The following is a 16,963-nucleotide window of genomic DNA, read 5'->3' as shown; positions in this document are numbered from 1 at the left end:
CTAGCGCAGCACGACCCACGCCGGCGCGTGATCGCTCGCGCCTTCCTCGCCGCGGACCTTCTTGTCGACACCGCCTTTCGCCAGGCGTGAGGCGAGGGCAGGGCTGAGCAGGAGATGATCCAGCCGCAGGCCCGCATCGCGTGGCCAGCGGTTTCGCTTGTAATCCCAGAAGGTGTAGATGCGCTTGTCCGGGTGCAGTTCGCGGATCGCGTCACACCAGCCTTGTGCCACCAGCGAGGCGAAGGCCGCGCGGCTCTTCGGCTGGATCAAGGCGTCCTTGTCCCACGAGCGCGTCGGATAAATGTCGATCTCATCAGGCGCAACGTTGTAGTCGCCGGCGAGCACCACGGGCAGATCCTGCTTGATCAACGTTCTGGCGTGGCGCTTGAGCCGCGCGAACCAGTCGAGCTTGTAGTCGAATTTCGGTCCCGGCTGCGGATTGCCGTTCGGCAGGTAGATGCTGGTGACGATGACACCGCGTACCGCGGCCTCGATGTAGCGGGCTTCGTGATCGCCAGGATTCCCCGGCAAGCGATCGCGGGTGAGAATGGGCTCGGCATTGCGGGCCAGGATGGCGACGCCGTTCCAGGTCTTCTGTCCACACCAGACGGCGCCATACCCGGCCTTTTCGATCGCAGCCGCCGGAAATTCGCCATCACTTGCCTTCAACTCCTGAAGTGCGACGACATCAGGCTTCGCCGCTCGCATCCATGCCAACAGATTGGGCAGGCGGCGATTGATGTTGTTGATGTTGAACGTCGCGATCTTCATGTAGAGCTACCGGCTCCTGCCTTCCGTTACCGGAGAAACAATGTCCAAGTTGAGCTTTGCCGTTATCGCCGTCGCCGTTGTGTTCTCCGGGGTCGCCTCGGCACAATCATCCGATCCGCGCGGCGCGTGCAAGGCGGACTATGACAAATTCTGCGCCGGCATTGCGCCGGGCGGCGGCATCGTCGCCTGCCTCAACGGCAAGCGCGACAAGCTCAGCACAACCTGCAAGACGGCGCTGGACAGCAGGAAAAAGAAGTAAGCGGCGATCGGCTCAGCTCGGTCGCGGCGGCGGGTTCGCGGGCTGCTCGACCGGCGGCGGAGAGGGCGGTTGCTCCGCCGTACTCGCAGAAGCCGGCTTGGCCAGCGGCTCCACCACATTGCCGCCCTTGTAGATGCGGGCGTAGCGGCGGCCGAGGCTGGTCAGCACCTCATAACCGATCGTGCCGAAATGATGCGCGAGCTCGTCCACGGTGATGCCGTCGCCGAGCAGCGTCACCATGTGGCCGCGCCGCGCCGCGTTCGGCGGCAGATCGGTGATGTCGATCGCGATCAGGTCCATGGAGACGCGGCCCGCGACCGGGCAACGCTTTCCGGCGACGATGACCTCGGCGCCGCGGGTGCCGTCATTGGAGCTTGCGGCGCGGAAATAGCCATCGGCATAACCGACCGCGATGATCGCGAGCTTCGTCGGCCGCCGTGCGGTCCAGGTGCCGCCATAGCCGACGCTTTCGCCGCGCTCGACATTGCGGGTCTGCACGATGCGGGCCTTGAGATCGACCACCGGCTGCATCGGATTGTCGGCCTCCGGCGTCGGGTTGACGCCGTAGAGCGCGGCGCCCGGCCGTACCAGGTCGAACTGGAAGGGCGCGCCGAGGAAGATGCCGGAGGAATTGGCGAGCGCCGCCGGCACGCCGGAGAATTCGCTGGCGATGCTGCGGAAGGCCGCGAGCTGCTTCGCATTCACCGGATTGTTGAGCTGCTCGGCCGAAACGAGATGGCTCATCACCAGCGTGATGCCGTGATCGCCGGCGTTGATGCGGGGGATGATGGCCTGCGCTTCCGCAAGTGTCAGGCCGAGCCGGTTCATGCCGCTGTCGATGTGGATGGCGGCGCCCCCGTTCCATCCGGTGCGGCGGCAGAACACGTCCCATTCGGCGAGTTCGTTGAGATCGCCGATCACGGGGCGGCAGTTGATCTGGGCGTAGTGCTCGCCGGTGTTCTGGAAATAGCCGCCGAGCACGTAGATCGTGGGCTCCGGCACCGCCGCGCGCACCTTGCGCGCTTCCTCGATGGTGGCGACGAAGAAGGTTTTGCAGCCGGCCTTGTTCAGGGCACGCGCGACTTGCTCGGCGCCGCAACCATAGGCGTCGGCCTTGATCACCGCCGAGCATTCGGCCGGCACCGCCGTCTTCTCGAGCTTGCGCCAATTGGCGATGATGGCGTCGAGATCGACGGTGAGCACGCCGCCGAAGGTGGCGAGCGCGGCAGCCTGATTGGCCTCCGCGGAGAGAAGGCCGGATTGCGGGATCATTTTCGGGTCGGACGCCATTGTCATGGCGCCGTTTTACGCAAGAGGCCGGTCAGGTTCAACCCAGGGAACTCAGTACTCGTTGCCGCTGCGGTCCGGCACCTGGCTGTCGGGCGCAAGGTCGCCGAATCGTGTGACCGACGCTTCGAAAGCCAGATCGACGGTGCCGGTCGGTCCGTGGCGCTGCTTGCCGATGATGACTTCGGCCTTGCCATGCGCAAGATCCATGTCCAGGCGCCATTTTTCGTGCTCGGGTGTGCCCGGGCGCGGCTCCTTGTTTCCGAGGTAATATTCCTCGCGGTAGACGAACAGCACGACGTCGGCGTCCTGCTCGATCGAGCCGGATTCACGCAGGTCCGAGAGCTGCGGCCGCTTGTCCTCGCGCGACTCGACCTGGCGCGAGAGCTGCGAGAGCGCGATCACGGGCACGCTGAGTTCCTTGGCCAGGGCCTTCAGACTGGTCGTGATCTCGGTGATTTCCTGCACGCGGTTTTCGCTGCGCTTGCCCGAGCCTGACAACAGCTGGATGTAATCGATGACGATGAGGTCGAGGCCCTTCTGCCGCTTCAGCCGGCGGGCGCGCGCCATCAGCTGAGCAATCGAGAGGCCGCCGGTCTCGTCGACATAGAAGGGCAGTGACTGCAGCTCGATCGAGACCTCGCGGATTTTCTCGAAATCGGCCTCAGAGATGCCACCGCGGCGGATCGACGAGGAGGGGATGCCGGTGCGCTCGGCCACGATACGCGTGGCGAGCTGATCGGCCGACATTTCGCAGGAGAAGAAGCCGATGACGCCGCCATGGGCGGCCTTCATGGTGCCGTCGGCCTGCAGTTCTGGAACGTAGGCCTGGGCGACGTTGTAGGCGATGTTGGTTGCAAGCGAGGTCTTGCCCATGCCGGGGCGGCCGGCGACGATGATGAGGTCGGAGTGCTGCAACCCGCCCATCTTGGTGTCGAGGTCGCGCAGGCCAGTCGAGATGCCCGACAGCTTTCCGTCGCGCTGGAACGCTTTCGCCGCCAGATCGACCGCGAGCGTCAGCGCCTGCGAGAATTTCTGGAAGCCGCCGTCATAGCGGCCGGATTCGGCGAGTTCGTAGAGGCGGCGCTCGGCGTCCTCGATCTGCGCCCGTGGCGCGAAATCGACCGGGGCGTCATAGGCGACATTGACCATGTCCTCGCCGATGCCGATCAGGTCGCGTCGCAATGCCAGATCGTAGATGGTGCGCCCATAATCCTGCGCATTGATGATGGTGGTCGCTTCTGCGGCGAGGCGCGCCAGATATTGCCCGATGGTCATGCCGCCGATATCGGTGTCGGCGGGCAGGAAGGTCTTCAGCGTGACGGGCGTCGCGATCTTGCCCATCCGGATCAGGCTGCTGGCGGTCTCGAAGATAGTCTGGTGCAGCGGCTCGAAGTAATGCTTCGGCTCCAGGAAGTCGGACACGCGGTAAAACGCGTCGTTGTTGACCAGGATCGCGCCCAGAAGGCTCTGTTCCGCTTCGATATTATGCGGCGCGCTCCGATAGGCGGGAGTTCCAGCTTCGGGCGCGAGTTTGAGAACGTTCGAATCAGTCAGGGCCATGGTCGAGCGATAGCAATTTTCTGGGGCGGATGCGGGGCCGGGATAAAGCGCCGACGCAGCCCGAAGCGGAAGCAAAAGCTGGCCGCTATCAACTGATCATTAAAATGGTGGATGATTGACCGCCGCAGCACGCGCCGCGCTTGACGGGTTTTCGTGGAACCGGGCCGGGGCGCTGGAAGCGGCCGCCCCACGGAAACGCCGGATGAAGTGAACCTAACGGGTTGGCGGGCAGACCTATCGAGACGCGCGCGAATTGACGCTCGCTAGGCGCTTTCGGCTCGGTTCAGACCAGCAGGAGGTAGACCAGTGCAATCAGGGCCGCCCCGACGCCGGTAGCGATCAGGGCGTAATCGGTGCGGAGGTCGTCCTGCACCTCAAATGAGGTTTGGGTCTCTTTGCTCATGGCGACGGTCTAAGCCAGGGCCGACGAGACTTATGTGAAGCAGATCACATCTCCCCGGATTCTTTCGGGGGTAGAGCCGGAACAGGCAAGGGGGCGGGAGGGTTGCCTTCCGCGATCCGCCACCAGGGAACGAGACAAGCGATGCGGCCAGAACGGCAGCCCCAGAATTGGCGGAGCGAGGCAGGCAGCCGGCTTTGGCTGTCGGGGCTGATCGCGGCCATGGAGCACGCCGTGCGGCCCGAAGTGCGTCGGGAGCCGGTCGCACCCGAGATCCTTACGGCCCTGCGGGCGCAATTGGCCTTAACGGCCTCTTTCCGGTCCGCTCCGGCTTCGACCCTGCGTCACTAGGACTTATTCACCAGCCAGCTTCAGCCTGGGCTTGGCGCCGGTCTCGACAGCCCGCAACCGGGTCTCTTCGTGCGCGATGTAGTCGCGCGTCATCGGCACCACGCCCTGACGCCGGGTGAGCTGGATCTGGAAGTTCATCATATCCTGCTTGCGGAACGTCATCTCGCTGGCTGCCAGATAAAATTCCCACATCAACGCGAAGCGCTCGTCATAGAGCTGTATGGCTTCTTCGCGCCGCGCCATGAAGCGCTCGCGCCATGCCTTCAGCGTTTCGGCGTAATGCAGGCGCAGGATCTCGATGTCGCAGACCAGCAGGCCCGCCCGCTCGATCGCGGGCAGCACCTCCGAAAGAGCGGGGATGTAGCCGCCGGGAAAGATGTATTTGGCGATCCAGGGATTGGTGGAGTCCGGGCCCTGCGAACGGCCGATCGAGTGCAGCAGCATGATGCCGTCCTTATTCAGCAGCTCCGCGCAGCGCTGGAAATAGGTGTCGTAGAAGCGGGCACCGACATGCTCCAACATGCCGACGGAGACAATGCGGTCGAACGGACCGGCGACGTCACGATAGTCCTGAAGCAGGAATTTGGCCGATCGGGTCAGGCCCTTTTCGGCTGCGCGCGCATTGGCGATCTGCAACTGCTCGGTCGACAACGTGACGCCGGTGACGTCAGCCCCTGCGATCTCGGCGAGATAGAGCCCAAGTCCACCCCAGCCCGAGCCGATGTCGAGCACGCGCCGGCCGGCCCTGAGGAGCAGCTTTGCGGCGATGTGTCGTTTTTTGGCGAGCTGCGCGTCGTCGAGCGTGCTCTCCGGCGTCTCGAAATAGGCGCAGCTATATTGCTTGTCGGCGTCGAGAAAGAGCGAATAGAGCCTCGCATCGAGATCATAATGGTGTGCGACGTTGCTGCGGGCGCGCGGGCGCGGATTGAACTGCCGCAGATGCCGCACGAGGTAGCGCAGGTGCCACCAGGGTTTGGCCCAGTGCGGCAATAGATCGGGTTGACCGAGCAGGATCGCGAGGGCATCAGCTATGGTGCCGCGCTCGACGACGAACTCGCCGTCCATATAGGCTTCGCCAAGCCCGAGCTCGGGATTGACGAGAATCTTCCGTTCCGCGTCTGCGGTGACGAAGCGAACTGCAACGGGTTCGCCTGAGCCATCGCCGACGGTGAACTTCGAACCCTTTGCCGTGGTCACCGTCATCGACCCGCGGCGGATGAATTGAGACAGGAATTGACGCAACAATCGGTCCATCGATACCCATCCTCTCGAGCGAACCCGAAGAGATGCGACTAACCCGGCATTCACACCCTACGCCCGGGCGCCGCAGCGGTTCCTATGCGTTTGCATCTAAATCTAGCGAGGGTATCCCGGCCCCGCTATTGCGCTGCGTTCAAAGCGGATATTCCAAAATCGCTTAATCACATCCTTGCGCGCGGAGCCTGCTTCCATTCGCGGCTCAATCGGCTAAAAGGTGACCCGCCGCCGCGCCGCATGCCGGCTGTACCTCACGGAATTCAATGGAGATGATGGGAATGTCGAGCCGAGCGCTCAGCCTCGCGACGGTATTGCTTCTGATCGGCTTCGGCGCGGCCGATACCGTTCTCGCGCAGGCGACGAACCTCGAGGCCGGCAAGGCCCCATCCCAGCTTTTCGCGCAGACCTGCAATGCATGTCACAAAAGCCCGCGCGGCCTGTTGAAGACGGTGGCGCCCGGGTCGCTGCCGGGCTTCCTGCGTCAGCATTACACGACCAGCTCCGACATGGCCGGCGTGCTGGCATCCTACCTTGTCTCCAACGGTGCCACCGACACCCGCTACCAGGCCAAGGACGGCAAGGACAAGAAGGAAGGCGCCAAGGACAAGGAAGCCAAGACCGATCCCGCGCAGTCCCCTGAACATCAGGGCCGTCGGCAACGTTCCCAGGAGTCTGCCAAGCCGGACGGCGAGGGTGCCGCTCCCGCGGCCGAGGGCGCGCGCCAGAAACGCGCAGCGCGGCCGGCCGAAGAAGGAACGAAAGAAGGTGCGAAGCCCGAGGCCGGGGCTGCACCCGAAGGGCGCAAGACCAAACGTCTCGGCAAGCGCGGCAAGCCGGGGAGTGAAGAGGCGCCGAAGGTCGACGCCGCGGCGCCTACGGCAGACGACAAGAAGAGCGAGCCGAAGGTCGAGTCCAAGCCCGAGTCCAAGCCCGAGACTGCGAAAGTGGACTCCGGGGAGCCCAAATCCGACGGCGGCAAACCTGAAGGCAGCAAGCCGTCCGACAAGCCCGCCGAGACCAAGCCGGAGAGCGCCAAGGTCGAGCCGCGCGGCAGCGATACTCCGGCGCTGCGGCCCGATCCGGTGCCACAGGTGACGCCGGCTGCGAAGCCCGCCGAGCCAGCTGCGCCCAAGCCGGCGGAAGAGGCTGCTCCCAAGCCTGCCGCGAGCGCCGAACCGCCGGCGAAATCGCAGGAGCCCGCGCCGCCACCCGCGACCGCCGCGGTCCCACCGGCGGCGCCAGCCGAATCGTCCGGCCCGCCAGCGCCGCCGATTTCTCGATAAACGGCACGTTTTTGTAGACTTGCGAAGGCTGCGCTCTCGCGCGGCCTTCGCGTCGTCTTGACCGCAACTAGAGTGGCGCTCTAGAGTGCGTCTCTAGGAGGCGTCCATGACGGCGAGCGTGCGCGACGATTTGTTGGCGGCGGGGCTTTTCGTATTCGACCGCGTCGGCTACGAAGCTGCCACGGTGGCTGCGATACGCGCCCGGGCGCGTGCCTCCAATGGCAGCTTCTTCCACGTCTTTGGCTCGAAGAAGGATCTGGCAGGTGCGCTGTTCCTGGACGTGCTCAGGCACTATCACGCCGCGATGCTGGCCGCGCTGGATCCTGTCCCCGATGCCGCGCAAGGCATCGATCGGCTGATCCGGGCGCATCTCGACTGGGTCGTCACCAGCCGGCGCGAGGCGCGCTATCTCTTCGAGATCTCGCGCGGCGAATGGGGCGAGAATGTTCGCGACGCCCAGCGCGCGCAGAATGCTCGCCTTGCCGAAGGCATCGAGCGCTGGCGCGCGCCGCTGGTCGCGCGCGGAGAGCTCTTGCCGATGACGCCGGTGATGTTCGTCAGCCAGCTGATCGGTCCGGCGCAGATTTTTTGCCGCGCCTTCCTGTCGGGACGCGATCGCGCCGATCCGCGCGCCGAGACCGACACATTGGTCGCCTGCGCCAGCCGGGCGCTGCGGCCGCTCGATCGTGTCAACAAGCAATAAGGAGAGGCCTCATGCGAGCCGAAGCAGATCCCGAATTCGGACCGATCGCCGAGCGCATACAGGCCAACGTCAGCCGGCAGGGTTTTATGAATCTGGTGGGCGCCGAGCTGTCCGAATTGTCGCGCGGCACCTGCACGATCGCGGTGGAACGCCGGCCGGAGCTGTTGCAACAGCACGGCTTCTTCCATGGTGGTGTCACCGCCTTCCTGGTCGACAACGCCACGACGATCGCAGCCGCGACGTCGCGCGGCCAACCGGCGCTGACGGCGGAATACAAACTCAATCTGTTGTCGCCCGCGGTCGGCGAGAAGCTGATTTGCCGGGCGAGGGTGATCAAGCCGGGGCGTCAGGTCTCCGTGGTCGCAGCCGACGTTTTCTGCGTCAGCGACGGCGTCGAGAAGCATACGGCAACGGCGCTCGCGTCGATCGCGATGCTGAGCGAGGACGTCGTTGCCAAAACGAAAAGCCCGGCCGCCTGAGGCGGCCGGGCTTCGAAAACCTGCGCGAAAGCGAGGCTTACTTCTCGGTCTCTTCCGCAGCCGGCGCCGGCTCGGCGTCGTCCTGCTGGGCTTCGGGGTCGAAGAACTCGCCGGCGGCTGCTATCGCTTCGGCGGCAGCGTCCCGGTCTTCGTTCCGGTTCGAGATGTCCTCGCCGCGGTTGATGCGCTCGGCCTCGTCCTGGCTGCGCGCCACGGTGACACTGATCTCGACCTCGACCTCGGGGTGGATGGCGACCGTGATGGTGTGCTTGCCAATGGTCTTGATCGGCGCGTCGAGCTGAACCTGCGGGCGGGACAGCGAAACACCGTCGGCTTCGAACGCCACGACGATGTCGCGCACGTTGACCGAGCCGAACAGCTGGCCGGCTTCCGAGGCCTGGCGGATCACGATGATGTTCTTGCCCTGGATCTTCTCGGCGATCTTGGACGCCTCGCCCTTGGACTCGAGGTTGCGAGCCTCGAGATCGGCCTTCATGCCCTCGTACTTGGCGCGGTTGTCGGAGGTGGCGCGCAGAGCCTTGCCGCGCTTGAGCAGGAAATTGCGGGCATAGCCGTCGCGAACCTTCACGACTTCGCCCATGTGACCGAGCTTGTTGACGCGTTCCAGCAAAATGACTTCCATATTCGTTCTCCTTTGATGTGTTGACTGAGTTGGAATTTCGAACGTGAACTTTCGGACTTGAACTCAAGAGGTCGGCAGCGGCGGCGGCTGGCGCGTACGAAGGAAGCGTTCGCGGAGGCCGAACACGGCATCCGCGAGGCCGAGGATCACCATCGCCATGACGGGCCATCCGAACACGACCACGACGGCGTAGGTCGAGCAGAGCCAGAAGGTGCGGCTCTTCAGCGCCAGCGTCAGCGTATGCAGCACGGCAAAGCCGGTCAGCGCATATGCCATCATCAGCGCCGCCGTCGCGATCTGCGCTACGATCGCAAGCAGTCCGCCGGTGAAGCAAAAAGCGAGCGCGATGCAGAGTGCCACGAGTGTCATTGGCGGCAGCTCCGCCGTCATGATGTCGGGCCACGGGCGCCGCAGCCGGCCCGACGTCGCCGTCACCTTGGTGCTGAGCCAGAGATTGAGGGTCAGCGTCATCATCGCGGCGATGGTGGCGGCGGCCGGCGCGATCCGCACCAGTGCGTCGACGAATTGATCGGTCTCGCCGGCGGTCTGCGGGTCGGCGGCGCGGAGGAGGCGCATCAGGCCTCGGCGCAGCGCGGCGGTGATGGTCTCGGCGTCGGTGCCGAGCGTGAGCAGGGCGGCGATCGTGGTCAGTGTGGCGAAGCCCGCGATCCACAGCAGGATGCGGCCAACCGGATACCACTCGAGCTCAGATTTGGCAGGCGGCTCGGCGGTGGCCTCCGGCGCGGCGGGTCCCACCTGCCGGCTGAGCAGGACGAGATGGCCGAGCCACCAAGCCGGCAATGCGACGGTGACGGCGAAGGCGATGCAGTAGGGCAGGCCGAACAGGGCGCCGAGGCCAAGCGCGGCGGCGATGCCGCCGAGGCTCGCGCAAAGCGGTCCCCAGCCGATCGAGGCGACCATCAGCGGCAGCGGTGCGAGATAGAACAGGACGAGCGAGATCAGCGCGCCCGAGACGATCGAGGCGAACATCAGCGCCGACGCTGCGCCGGCGATCAGGGCTATAAGTCCAAAGGCCATCATCAGCTGTCCCGCTCCCTTCGAGCGGTTAGAGGCATCTCGCCCCAACCATCGGCGACCGGACGACCCGGAAGCCTTATGAGAAACTAGGTAGTACGGCCGGCGCCGATGTCGCCGCCGGCCGAATTCGTCTTAACGAATGACGTAGGGCAGCAGGCCCAGGAACCGCGCGCGCTTGATGGCGCGGGCGAGCTCACGCTGCTTCTTCGCGGACACCGCGGTGATGCGGCTCGGCACGATCTTGCCGCGCTCGGACACGTAACGCATCAGCAGCTTGGAGTCCTTGTAGTCGATCTTCGGAGCATTCGCGCCCGTGAACGGGCAGCTCTTGCGACGACGGAAAAACGGGCGGCGTGCACCAGCTTCAGCCATTGTTCTTACTCCCCGTCCGTCGTGGTGGTGGTGGTCGTGGTTTCAGCGTCTTCGCGCGGACGGCGCGGACCGCGGTCACCGCGGAAGCCGCCACCGTCACGATCGCCGCCACGGAAACCACCCTCGCGGTCGCCACGGAAGCCACCGCCTTCGCGATCACCACGGAAGCCGCCGCCTCGGTCGTCACGCTCGCGGTCACGGTCGGCCTTGCGCATCATCGCGGACGGACCTTCCTCGAGCTCCTCGACGCGGACGCTGAGATAGCGGATCACGTCTTCGCTGATGCGCTCCTGGCGCTCGATCTCGGCGATCGCCGCGGACGGCGCGTCGATGTTGAGCAGCACGAAGTGCGCCTTGCGATTCTTGTTCATGCGGTAGGTGAGGGAGCGCACGCCCCAATTCTCGGTCTTGACAACCTTGCCGCCGAGACCCTCGACAATGCCGGTCATCTGCGCAGTCAGCTCTTCGACCTGCTGCGTGCTCGCGTCTTGGCGCGCGAGAAAAACATGCTCATAGAGAGCCATGGAAGTCCTTTCCTCATGTTGGCGCATCGCCCGGCGTCAAGCCCTTAAGAGGCCTTCGGAAAGGACTCTGGGATTAAGCTCAGAAGGCGGAAACACGGGACGACGGGCCGACTGGCCCTACCACACCAAAATCACGAATGATTTGCTGAGACCGTCCGTTCAGCTCCCGGCCGGGGTCTGCGGATGCGCGCCTTATACGGATTTTGGCTGACTTGGCAAGGTTGCGGCGGCGTTTTCGGCGTGGCCGGTTCCGACGTGGGCGGCCCAGCCTACCGCAGAATACCCCCATGCGGCTTGATTTGTTTGTTTGTATAACATACAACTAAATCAACGGAGCGAATCCAATGGCAGAAAAGTCGGCCCATGAACCGCTCGAGGCGGCCGCCGACCCCAAGCACGCCGCCCGTGCCACACGGTCGGCCGGCCGCAAAATGCGCTCGCTGCTGCTGGATGCCGCGAGCCCGTTGTTTCGGGAACGGGGGCTGTCGGGGACGGCAATCACCGACATCGCAGCCGCTGCGAACGCGTTCCCGAGCCAGATCACCTATTACTTTCGCACCAAGGAGGCGCTGTTCGTCGAATGCGCCTGCCGCGAGCTGCTGTATCTGGCGCGGGCGACGGAGCGGGCGGCGCTGAAGGCGCGCACGCCGCGGGACTACACCCACGCACTGGCCGAGACCGTGACGGCGGGCGATTCGGTAGCCTTCTTCGCCGAGGCGCTGACGCTGACGCGGCGGCGCCAGGATCTCGCGCCGCTGGTCGAGCGCACCATCGAGCGCCTGCACAGCGAAGGTGCGCGGGCCTATGCGAGCCAGGTTGAGCGGCACGGCTGGCGCTCCTTGCGCGCGCCCGACGAGAGTTCGCGGCGGTTCTGGGCCGTCGCCATCGGCGTCATTCTCGAGGGCTGCGCCATGGGCCGTTCGCCCGAGGCGCTGTGCGCCGAGATGCTGCGCGTGCTGGGCGAACAGGCGAAATCCACCGATGACACTGCGCGCCTGCGCCTCGTTGACGCGCGCGACGCATCAAGCAATTCGAATGAGGAGGGTTAGGCCATGACTGCGCTTCGCATGCGTGCCCGCGATTTTCTAACCGACGACCAGCTTGCCGACGTGCGCCAGCGCATGACCTGGAAAGGCATCGCGCTGATCGCGCATGCCTGGGCGCTCATCATCGCCGCAATCGCGCTGGTCGCGTGGTGGCCCAATCCGATCACCTATATCTTCGCCGTGGCCATCATTGGCTCGCGCCAGCTCGGGCTCGCGATCCTCATGCATGACGGCGCGCATGGCTGCCTGTCCGCCAACGAGAAAACCAATCTGACCCTGAGCCAGTGGTTCTGTGCCTATCCTCTCTTTGCGGAGACGCGCAGCTACCGGCGCTATCACCTTCAACACCATGCGCGCACCCAGCAGGAGGATGATCCTGATCTCGTGCTGTCGGCGCCGTTTCCGATCACGAAGCTGAGCTACCGCCGCAAGTTCATTCGCGACATCACCGGGCAGACCGGCTACCAGCAGCGCAAGGCGCAGTTGCTCAATGCGCTCGGGCCGAAGGACTGGCCGTTGCGTCAGCGCGCGGCGCATTTTTGCGAGAAGCTTGGCCCGCAATGTCTGGTCAATGGCGCGATGTTCGCGGCGCTCACGGCGGCCGGCGTGTGGTGGGCTTATCCGTTGCTTTGGCTGGTGCCGCTGCTGACCTGGATGATGGTTATCACCCGCATCCGCAACATCGCCGAGCACGCGGTCGTGCCTGACAGCGGTGATCCCCTGCGCAATACCCGCACCACCTACGCCAATCTTCTCGAACGCCTGTTCATCGCGCCGTACTACGTGAACTACCACCTCGAACATCATCTCTTGTTCTACGTGCCCTGCTACAATCTGCCGAAGGTTCACCGCTTGCTGAGCAAGAGCCGGCACGCGGGCCGTATGGAGGTGCAACCGAGTTACGCAGCCGTGCTGCGGCTTGCGACCGCGAAGCCGAACCGCGATGATCGGCCGGGGCAATTGGTCAACAGCGCGCGCCGCGCGCAGGCTGGGTCCGAGGTCGACGCCAACCAGACGGCCGGCGGATTCTAGGGACCTGTATCCCCGGTTGAATGCTGATCGAAGTTCCTATCTTGGCTTGACATTCCGGCCCCGGACAGTGTCTACGGCCCCCTTTGGAGCATGATCCGGAACCAGGGCCTAAGGCCGTGCGTCATCGGCTGTTGGTTCTCGCAGGGACATGCCCGACAAGCAGGGAGCGCCGATGACGGCAGCATTCACATTTCCGGGGCAGGGTTCCCAAGCTGTCGGCATGGGCAAGGCGTTGGCCGATGCCTTTCCGGTGGCGCGCGCCGTGTTCGACGAGGTCGATGCCGCGCTGGGGGAGAAGCTGACGGCGACCATCTGGGATGGTCCGGCCGAAACCCTCCAGCTCACCCAAAATGCCCAGCCGGCCCTGATGGCGGTGTCTGTCGCAACCCTGCGCGTGCTGGAAGCCGAAGCCGGGTTTTCCGTGGGGCGGGATGCGGCCTTCGTCGCCGGCCACTCGCTCGGTGAATATTCGGCGCTGGCTGCGGCCGGCAGCCTGACGATTTCCGACACCGCGCGGCTGCTTCGCACCCGCGGTCTCGCAATGCAAAAAGCCGTGCCGGTAGGCGTCGGTGCGATGGCCGCTCTGCTCGGCCTCGACTACGAGGCCGCCATGGCGGTCGCGGGCGAGGCCGCTCAAGGGCAGGTCTGCCAAGCCGCCAACGACAATGGCGGCGGGCAAGTGGTCGTCTCCGGCGACAAGGCCGCGGTCGATCGCGCCGTCGAGATCGCCAAAACCAAGGGCGCCAAGCGCGCAATGTTGCTGCCGGTGTCCGCACCGTTCCATTGCAAGCTGATGCAGCCGGCTGCGGATGCGATGGCGGAGGCGCTGGCCAGGGTCACGATCAAGGCGCCGGCGGCCCCGCTGGTGTCGAACGTGCTGGCGAGCGCGATCACCGATCCCGACGAGATCCGCCGCCGCCTGGTCGAGCAGGTCACCGGCACCGTGCGCTGGCGCGAGTCGGTTGCCTTTATGGCAGGGCAGGGCGTCAGCCGTTTCTTCGAGATCGGCGCCGGCAAGGTGCTGACCGGCCTCGTTAAGCGTATCGCAGACGGTGCCGTCGGCGTTGCGGTCGGTGGTCCCAACGACATTGCCGCCGCCAGGGATGCGTTGGCCGCCGCGAAGCAGGCCTGAAGCGCGATGATCCGTCATTGCGCTCGAGTTCTTTAGTTTGCGCACGATCTTTTCGGAAAGCCGCTGCGCACTTTTCCGGATCGTGCTTTGGAGGAGTTATCGATGTTCGATCTGACTGGCAAGAAGGCGCTCGTCACTGGCGCGACCGGCGGCATCGGCGGCGCGATCGCACAGGCGCTGCACGCGCAGGGCGCCACCGTCGCGATATCAGGGACGCGCAAGGAAGTGCTGGATGAGCTTGCCGGCAAGCTCGGCGAGCGCACCCATGTCCTGCCCTGCAATCTCTCCAAGGTGGACGAGGTCGAGGCGCTGGTGCCCGCTGCGGAAGCGGCGATGGGACAGGTCGACATCCTCATCGCCAATGCCGGCATCACCCGCGACAATCTCTTCGTGCAGCTCCGTGACGAGGATTGGGAGGAGGTCATCAACATCAATTTGACCTCGACCTTCCGGCTTGCCCGCGCCGCCACCAAATTGATGATGCGCAAGCGCTTCGGTCGCATCATCGCCATCACCTCGGTGGTCGGCGTCACCGGCAATCCGGGGCAGGGCAATTATACCGCATCGAAGGCGGGCCTGATCGGCATGATCAAGACGTTGGGCGCCGAATACGCCAAACGCGGCGTCACCGCGAATTGCATTGCGCCCGGCTTCATCAAGACGCCGATGACCGATGCGCTCAACGACAAGCAGCGCGAGATGATTCTGACCAAGGTTCCGGCCAATCGCCTAGGGACGCCAGAGGACATCGCGGCGGCCGCCGTCTACCTGAGTTCGAACGAAGCGGCCTATGTCACCGGCCAAACCATCCACGTCAACGGCGGCATGGCCATGATTTGACGTCTCATGCCGCACCGCCCCCTTGGGTGGTGCCGGATGCGGCAAACGGCCGTTTCCGGAGCGAAATGAGGCTTGTAGTCAAGGCAATTGAAGTATGATAACCGGACCTTCAACGGATGGGCAAAGAACGCCATTGCAGGTTTTTGAAACCCTGTATATTGGCGATGCGGAGCCTTGGCGTCATTCGCCGGGCTTGCATCGGTTAGGGTGGGGCCAGATCAAAGTTCGTAAGCGAAGGCAGTCAACGACCACGACGGCTCGTATCGTCCCGGGGGGTCGGGTCTACAGGGAACAACACGAGGTTATGCAATGAGTGAGATTGGCGAGCGGGTTAAGAAGATCGTGGTCGAACACCTTGGTGTTGAACCCGAGAAGGTTGTCGACGCTGCGAGCTTCATCGACGACCTCGGCGCCGACAGTCTGGACACCGTCGAGCTGGTGATGGCGTTCGAAGAGGAATTCGGTTGCGAGATTCCGGACGACGCCGCGGAAACGATTCTCACCGTCGGCGACGCCACGAAGTTTCTCGAGAAGAACGCGAAGAGCTAAGGCTCTTCATTTTCGCGGGGACAACATTGAAACCGGACGGACCGCCCAACAGCGGTCAGCCGGTTTCTTGTTATTGGCCGTGAATATTACGATGCGGAGTTTTCGGATATGAGGCGGGTTGTCGTTACGGGTCTTGGCATGGTTTCGCCACTCGGCTGCGGAGTCGAGCCGACCTGGAAGCGCATCCTCGACGGCGAAAGCGGCGCACGCAAAATCGAGAGCTTCGATGTCTCCGATCTTCAGACCAAGATCGGCTGCACGGTCGTGCGCGGCGACGGTGCGAATGACACTTTCAATCCCGACATCTGGATGGAGCCCAAGGACCAGCGCAAGGTCGACGACTTCATCATCTTCGGCATGGCCGCAGCCGGCCAGGCGCTCGACGATGCCAACTGGCATCCCGAGACCGAAGAGGACAAATGCGCCACCGGCACCATGATCGGGTCCGGCATCGGCGGCCTCAACGGCATCGCCGAAACCGCGGTCCTGCTGAAAGAACGCGGGCCCCGCCGGGTCTCACCGTTCTTCATTCCGGGCCGGCTGATCAATCTCGCCTCCGGCTATGTCTCGATCAAGCATGGGCTGAAGGGGCCGAACCATTCGGTGGTCACGGCCTGCTCGACCGGCGCTCACGCGGTCGGCGATGCCGCCCGCCTGATCGCGCTCGGTGATGCCGACGTCATGGTTGCCGGCGGCGCGGAATCGCCGATCGGCCGCATCGGCATTGCCGGCTTCAACGCCGCGCGCGCGCTCTCGACGGCCTTCAACGAAACGCCTGAGAAGGCCTCGCGTCCCTATGACAAGGATCGGGATGGCTTCGTCATGGGCGAGGGCGCCGGCGTCCTGGTCCTGGAAGAGCTCGAACACGCCAAGCGCCGCGGCGCCAAGATCTATGCCGAGGTGATCGGTTACGGTCTCTCGGGCGATGCCTATCACATCACCTCGCCGGCACCCGATGGCGACGGCGGCTTCCGCAGCATGGCGGCGGCGCTCAAACGCGCCGGCCTCACCGCATCCGATCTCGACTACATCAACGCGCACGGCACCTCGACACCGCTCGGTGACGAGATCGAGCTTGGGGCGGTCGAACGTCTGCTCGGCAATGCCGCCTCCAAGGTCGCGATGTCCTCGACCAAGTCGTCGACCGGTCATCTGCTGGGTGCGGCCGGCGCGATCGAGGCGATCTTCGCCATTCTCGCGATTCGCGACAATGTCGTGCCGCCGACCATCAACCTGCACAATCCGTCGGTCGAGACGGCGATCGATCTCGTGCCGCATAAGGCGAAGAAGCGCGAGGTCAACGTCGCGTTGTCGAATTCTTTTGGTTTTGGCGGTACCAACGCATCGGTCATCTTCCAGCGTCTGGTCCATTAGTTTGTTGTTGCGACGAATCCACCGTTTTGCCTTATTCGGCGATAGTCATGGAAGCGGGCG

Annotated in this window: 18 protein-coding genes; 10 read left to right on the top strand and 8 right to left on the bottom strand. The window is 64.5% G+C overall.

The annotated features are described in order from the left end of the window. Positions 1-771 (bottom strand): exodeoxyribonuclease III, encoded by a 771-nt coding sequence (locus IVA88_RS23530; protein WP_247499541.1) that lies wholly within the window; start codon positions 769-771, stop codon positions 1-3. A gap of 40 nt (positions 772-811) precedes the next feature. Here IVA88_RS23530 and IVA88_RS23525 point away from each other — a divergent pair, with 40 nt between their 5' ends. Further along, positions 812-1,030, top strand: a complete 219-nt coding sequence (locus IVA88_RS23525; protein ID WP_247499540.1) for a cysteine rich repeat-containing protein — start codon at positions 812-814, stop codon at positions 1,028-1,030. A gap of 12 nt (positions 1,031-1,042) precedes the next feature. On the opposite strand, the gene alr is transcribed toward IVA88_RS23525, so the two are convergent. From alr to IVA88_RS23510, 3 genes are all read right to left on the bottom strand, one after another. Beyond that, positions 1,043-2,320, bottom strand: a complete 1,278-nt coding sequence (alr, locus tag IVA88_RS23520; RefSeq protein WP_247500396.1) for an alanine racemase — start codon at positions 2,318-2,320, stop codon at positions 1,043-1,045. A 51-nt stretch (positions 2,321-2,371) separates the two neighbouring features. Next, on the bottom strand, positions 2,372-3,880 hold the full coding sequence (locus tag IVA88_RS23515; protein ID WP_247499539.1) for a replicative DNA helicase: 1,509 nt from the start codon (positions 3,878-3,880) through the stop codon (positions 2,372-2,374). Positions 3,881-4,634: 754 nt separating this feature from the next. Continuing rightward, positions 4,635-5,885, bottom strand: a complete 1,251-nt coding sequence (locus IVA88_RS23510; protein ID WP_247499538.1) for a cyclopropane-fatty-acyl-phospholipid synthase family protein — start codon at positions 5,883-5,885, stop codon at positions 4,635-4,637. A 281-nt stretch (positions 5,886-6,166) separates the two neighbouring features. Here IVA88_RS23510 and IVA88_RS23505 point away from each other — a divergent pair, with 281 nt between their 5' ends. The 3 genes from IVA88_RS23505 (at position 6,167) to IVA88_RS23495 (ending at position 8,353) form a co-directional block, all read left to right on the top strand. Beyond that, positions 6,167-7,171: a hypothetical protein gene (locus IVA88_RS23505; RefSeq protein WP_247499537.1), complete on the top strand. Its 1,005-nt coding sequence runs from the start codon at positions 6,167-6,169 to the stop codon at positions 7,169-7,171. Positions 7,172-7,277: 106 nt separating this feature from the next. After that, positions 7,278-7,874, top strand: coding sequence for a TetR/AcrR family transcriptional regulator (locus tag IVA88_RS23500; RefSeq protein WP_247499536.1), 597 nt, complete (start codon positions 7,278-7,280; stop codon positions 7,872-7,874). An 11-nt stretch (positions 7,875-7,885) separates the two neighbouring features. Further along, positions 7,886-8,353, top strand: coding sequence for a PaaI family thioesterase (locus IVA88_RS23495; RefSeq protein ID WP_247499535.1), 468 nt, complete (start codon positions 7,886-7,888; stop codon positions 8,351-8,353). A 37-nt stretch (positions 8,354-8,390) separates the two neighbouring features. Here the strand turns inward: IVA88_RS23495 and rplI are convergent, their stop codons facing one another. The 4 genes from rplI to rpsF all read right to left on the bottom strand — a co-directional run bounded on the left by rplI (position 8,391) and on the right by rpsF (position 10,930). Further along, positions 8,391-8,996 (bottom strand): 50S ribosomal protein L9, encoded by a 606-nt coding sequence (rplI, locus tag IVA88_RS23490; RefSeq protein WP_247499534.1) that lies wholly within the window; start codon positions 8,994-8,996, stop codon positions 8,391-8,393. Positions 8,997-9,059: 63 nt separating this feature from the next. Continuing rightward, entirely contained in the window at positions 9,060-10,037 is a 978-nt protein-coding gene (locus IVA88_RS23485) for a DUF2232 domain-containing protein (protein ID WP_247499533.1), read from the bottom strand. Positions 10,038-10,166: 129 nt separating this feature from the next. Next, positions 10,167-10,406 carry a 30S ribosomal protein S18 gene (rpsR, locus tag IVA88_RS23480; protein ID WP_007592020.1) on the bottom strand — a complete coding sequence of 80 codons (240 nt, stop codon included), beginning with the start codon at positions 10,404-10,406 and terminating at the stop codon, positions 10,167-10,169. Positions 10,407-10,411: 5 nt separating this feature from the next. Next, the gene (gene rpsF / locus IVA88_RS23475) at positions 10,412-10,930 is read right to left on the bottom strand and encodes a 30S ribosomal protein S6 (RefSeq protein WP_247499532.1); all 519 of its coding nucleotides are present in this window, start codon (positions 10,928-10,930) and stop codon (positions 10,412-10,414) included. A 344-nt stretch (positions 10,931-11,274) separates the two neighbouring features. On the opposite strand from rpsF, the gene IVA88_RS23470 reads away from it, so the two are divergent. The 6 genes from IVA88_RS23470 to fabF all read left to right on the top strand — a co-directional run bounded on the left by IVA88_RS23470 (position 11,275) and on the right by fabF (position 16,903). Next, positions 11,275-11,979: a TetR/AcrR family transcriptional regulator C-terminal domain-containing protein gene (locus tag IVA88_RS23470; RefSeq protein WP_247499531.1), complete on the top strand. Its 705-nt coding sequence runs from the start codon at positions 11,275-11,277 to the stop codon at positions 11,977-11,979. 3 nt (positions 11,980-11,982) lie between these two features. Next, positions 11,983-13,008: a fatty acid desaturase family protein gene (locus IVA88_RS23465; protein ID WP_247499530.1), complete on the top strand. Its 1,026-nt coding sequence runs from the start codon at positions 11,983-11,985 to the stop codon at positions 13,006-13,008. Between the two features lie 172 nt (positions 13,009-13,180). Next, positions 13,181-14,140, top strand: coding sequence for an ACP S-malonyltransferase (gene fabD, locus IVA88_RS23460; protein ID WP_247499529.1), 960 nt, complete (start codon positions 13,181-13,183; stop codon positions 14,138-14,140). A gap of 102 nt (positions 14,141-14,242) precedes the next feature. Beyond that, positions 14,243-14,980, top strand: a complete 738-nt coding sequence (gene fabG, locus IVA88_RS23455) for a 3-oxoacyl-[acyl-carrier-protein] reductase (RefSeq protein WP_247499528.1) — start codon at positions 14,243-14,245, stop codon at positions 14,978-14,980. 309 nt (positions 14,981-15,289) lie between these two features. Next, entirely contained in the window at positions 15,290-15,529 is a 240-nt protein-coding gene (locus IVA88_RS23450) for an acyl carrier protein (RefSeq protein WP_006020277.1), read from the top strand. 108 nt (positions 15,530-15,637) lie between these two features. Continuing rightward, entirely contained in the window at positions 15,638-16,903 is a 1,266-nt protein-coding gene (fabF, locus tag IVA88_RS23445) for a beta-ketoacyl-ACP synthase II (protein WP_247499527.1), read from the top strand. Positions 16,904-16,963: the final 60 nt, after the last annotated feature.

The organism is Bradyrhizobium sp. 149 (assembly GCF_023073915.1).
Lineage (GTDB): Bacteria > Pseudomonadota > Alphaproteobacteria > Rhizobiales > Xanthobacteraceae > Bradyrhizobium.
Note: the sequence above shows the minus strand (reverse complement) of the source record. Positions and strands in the feature narration are given on the sequence as shown.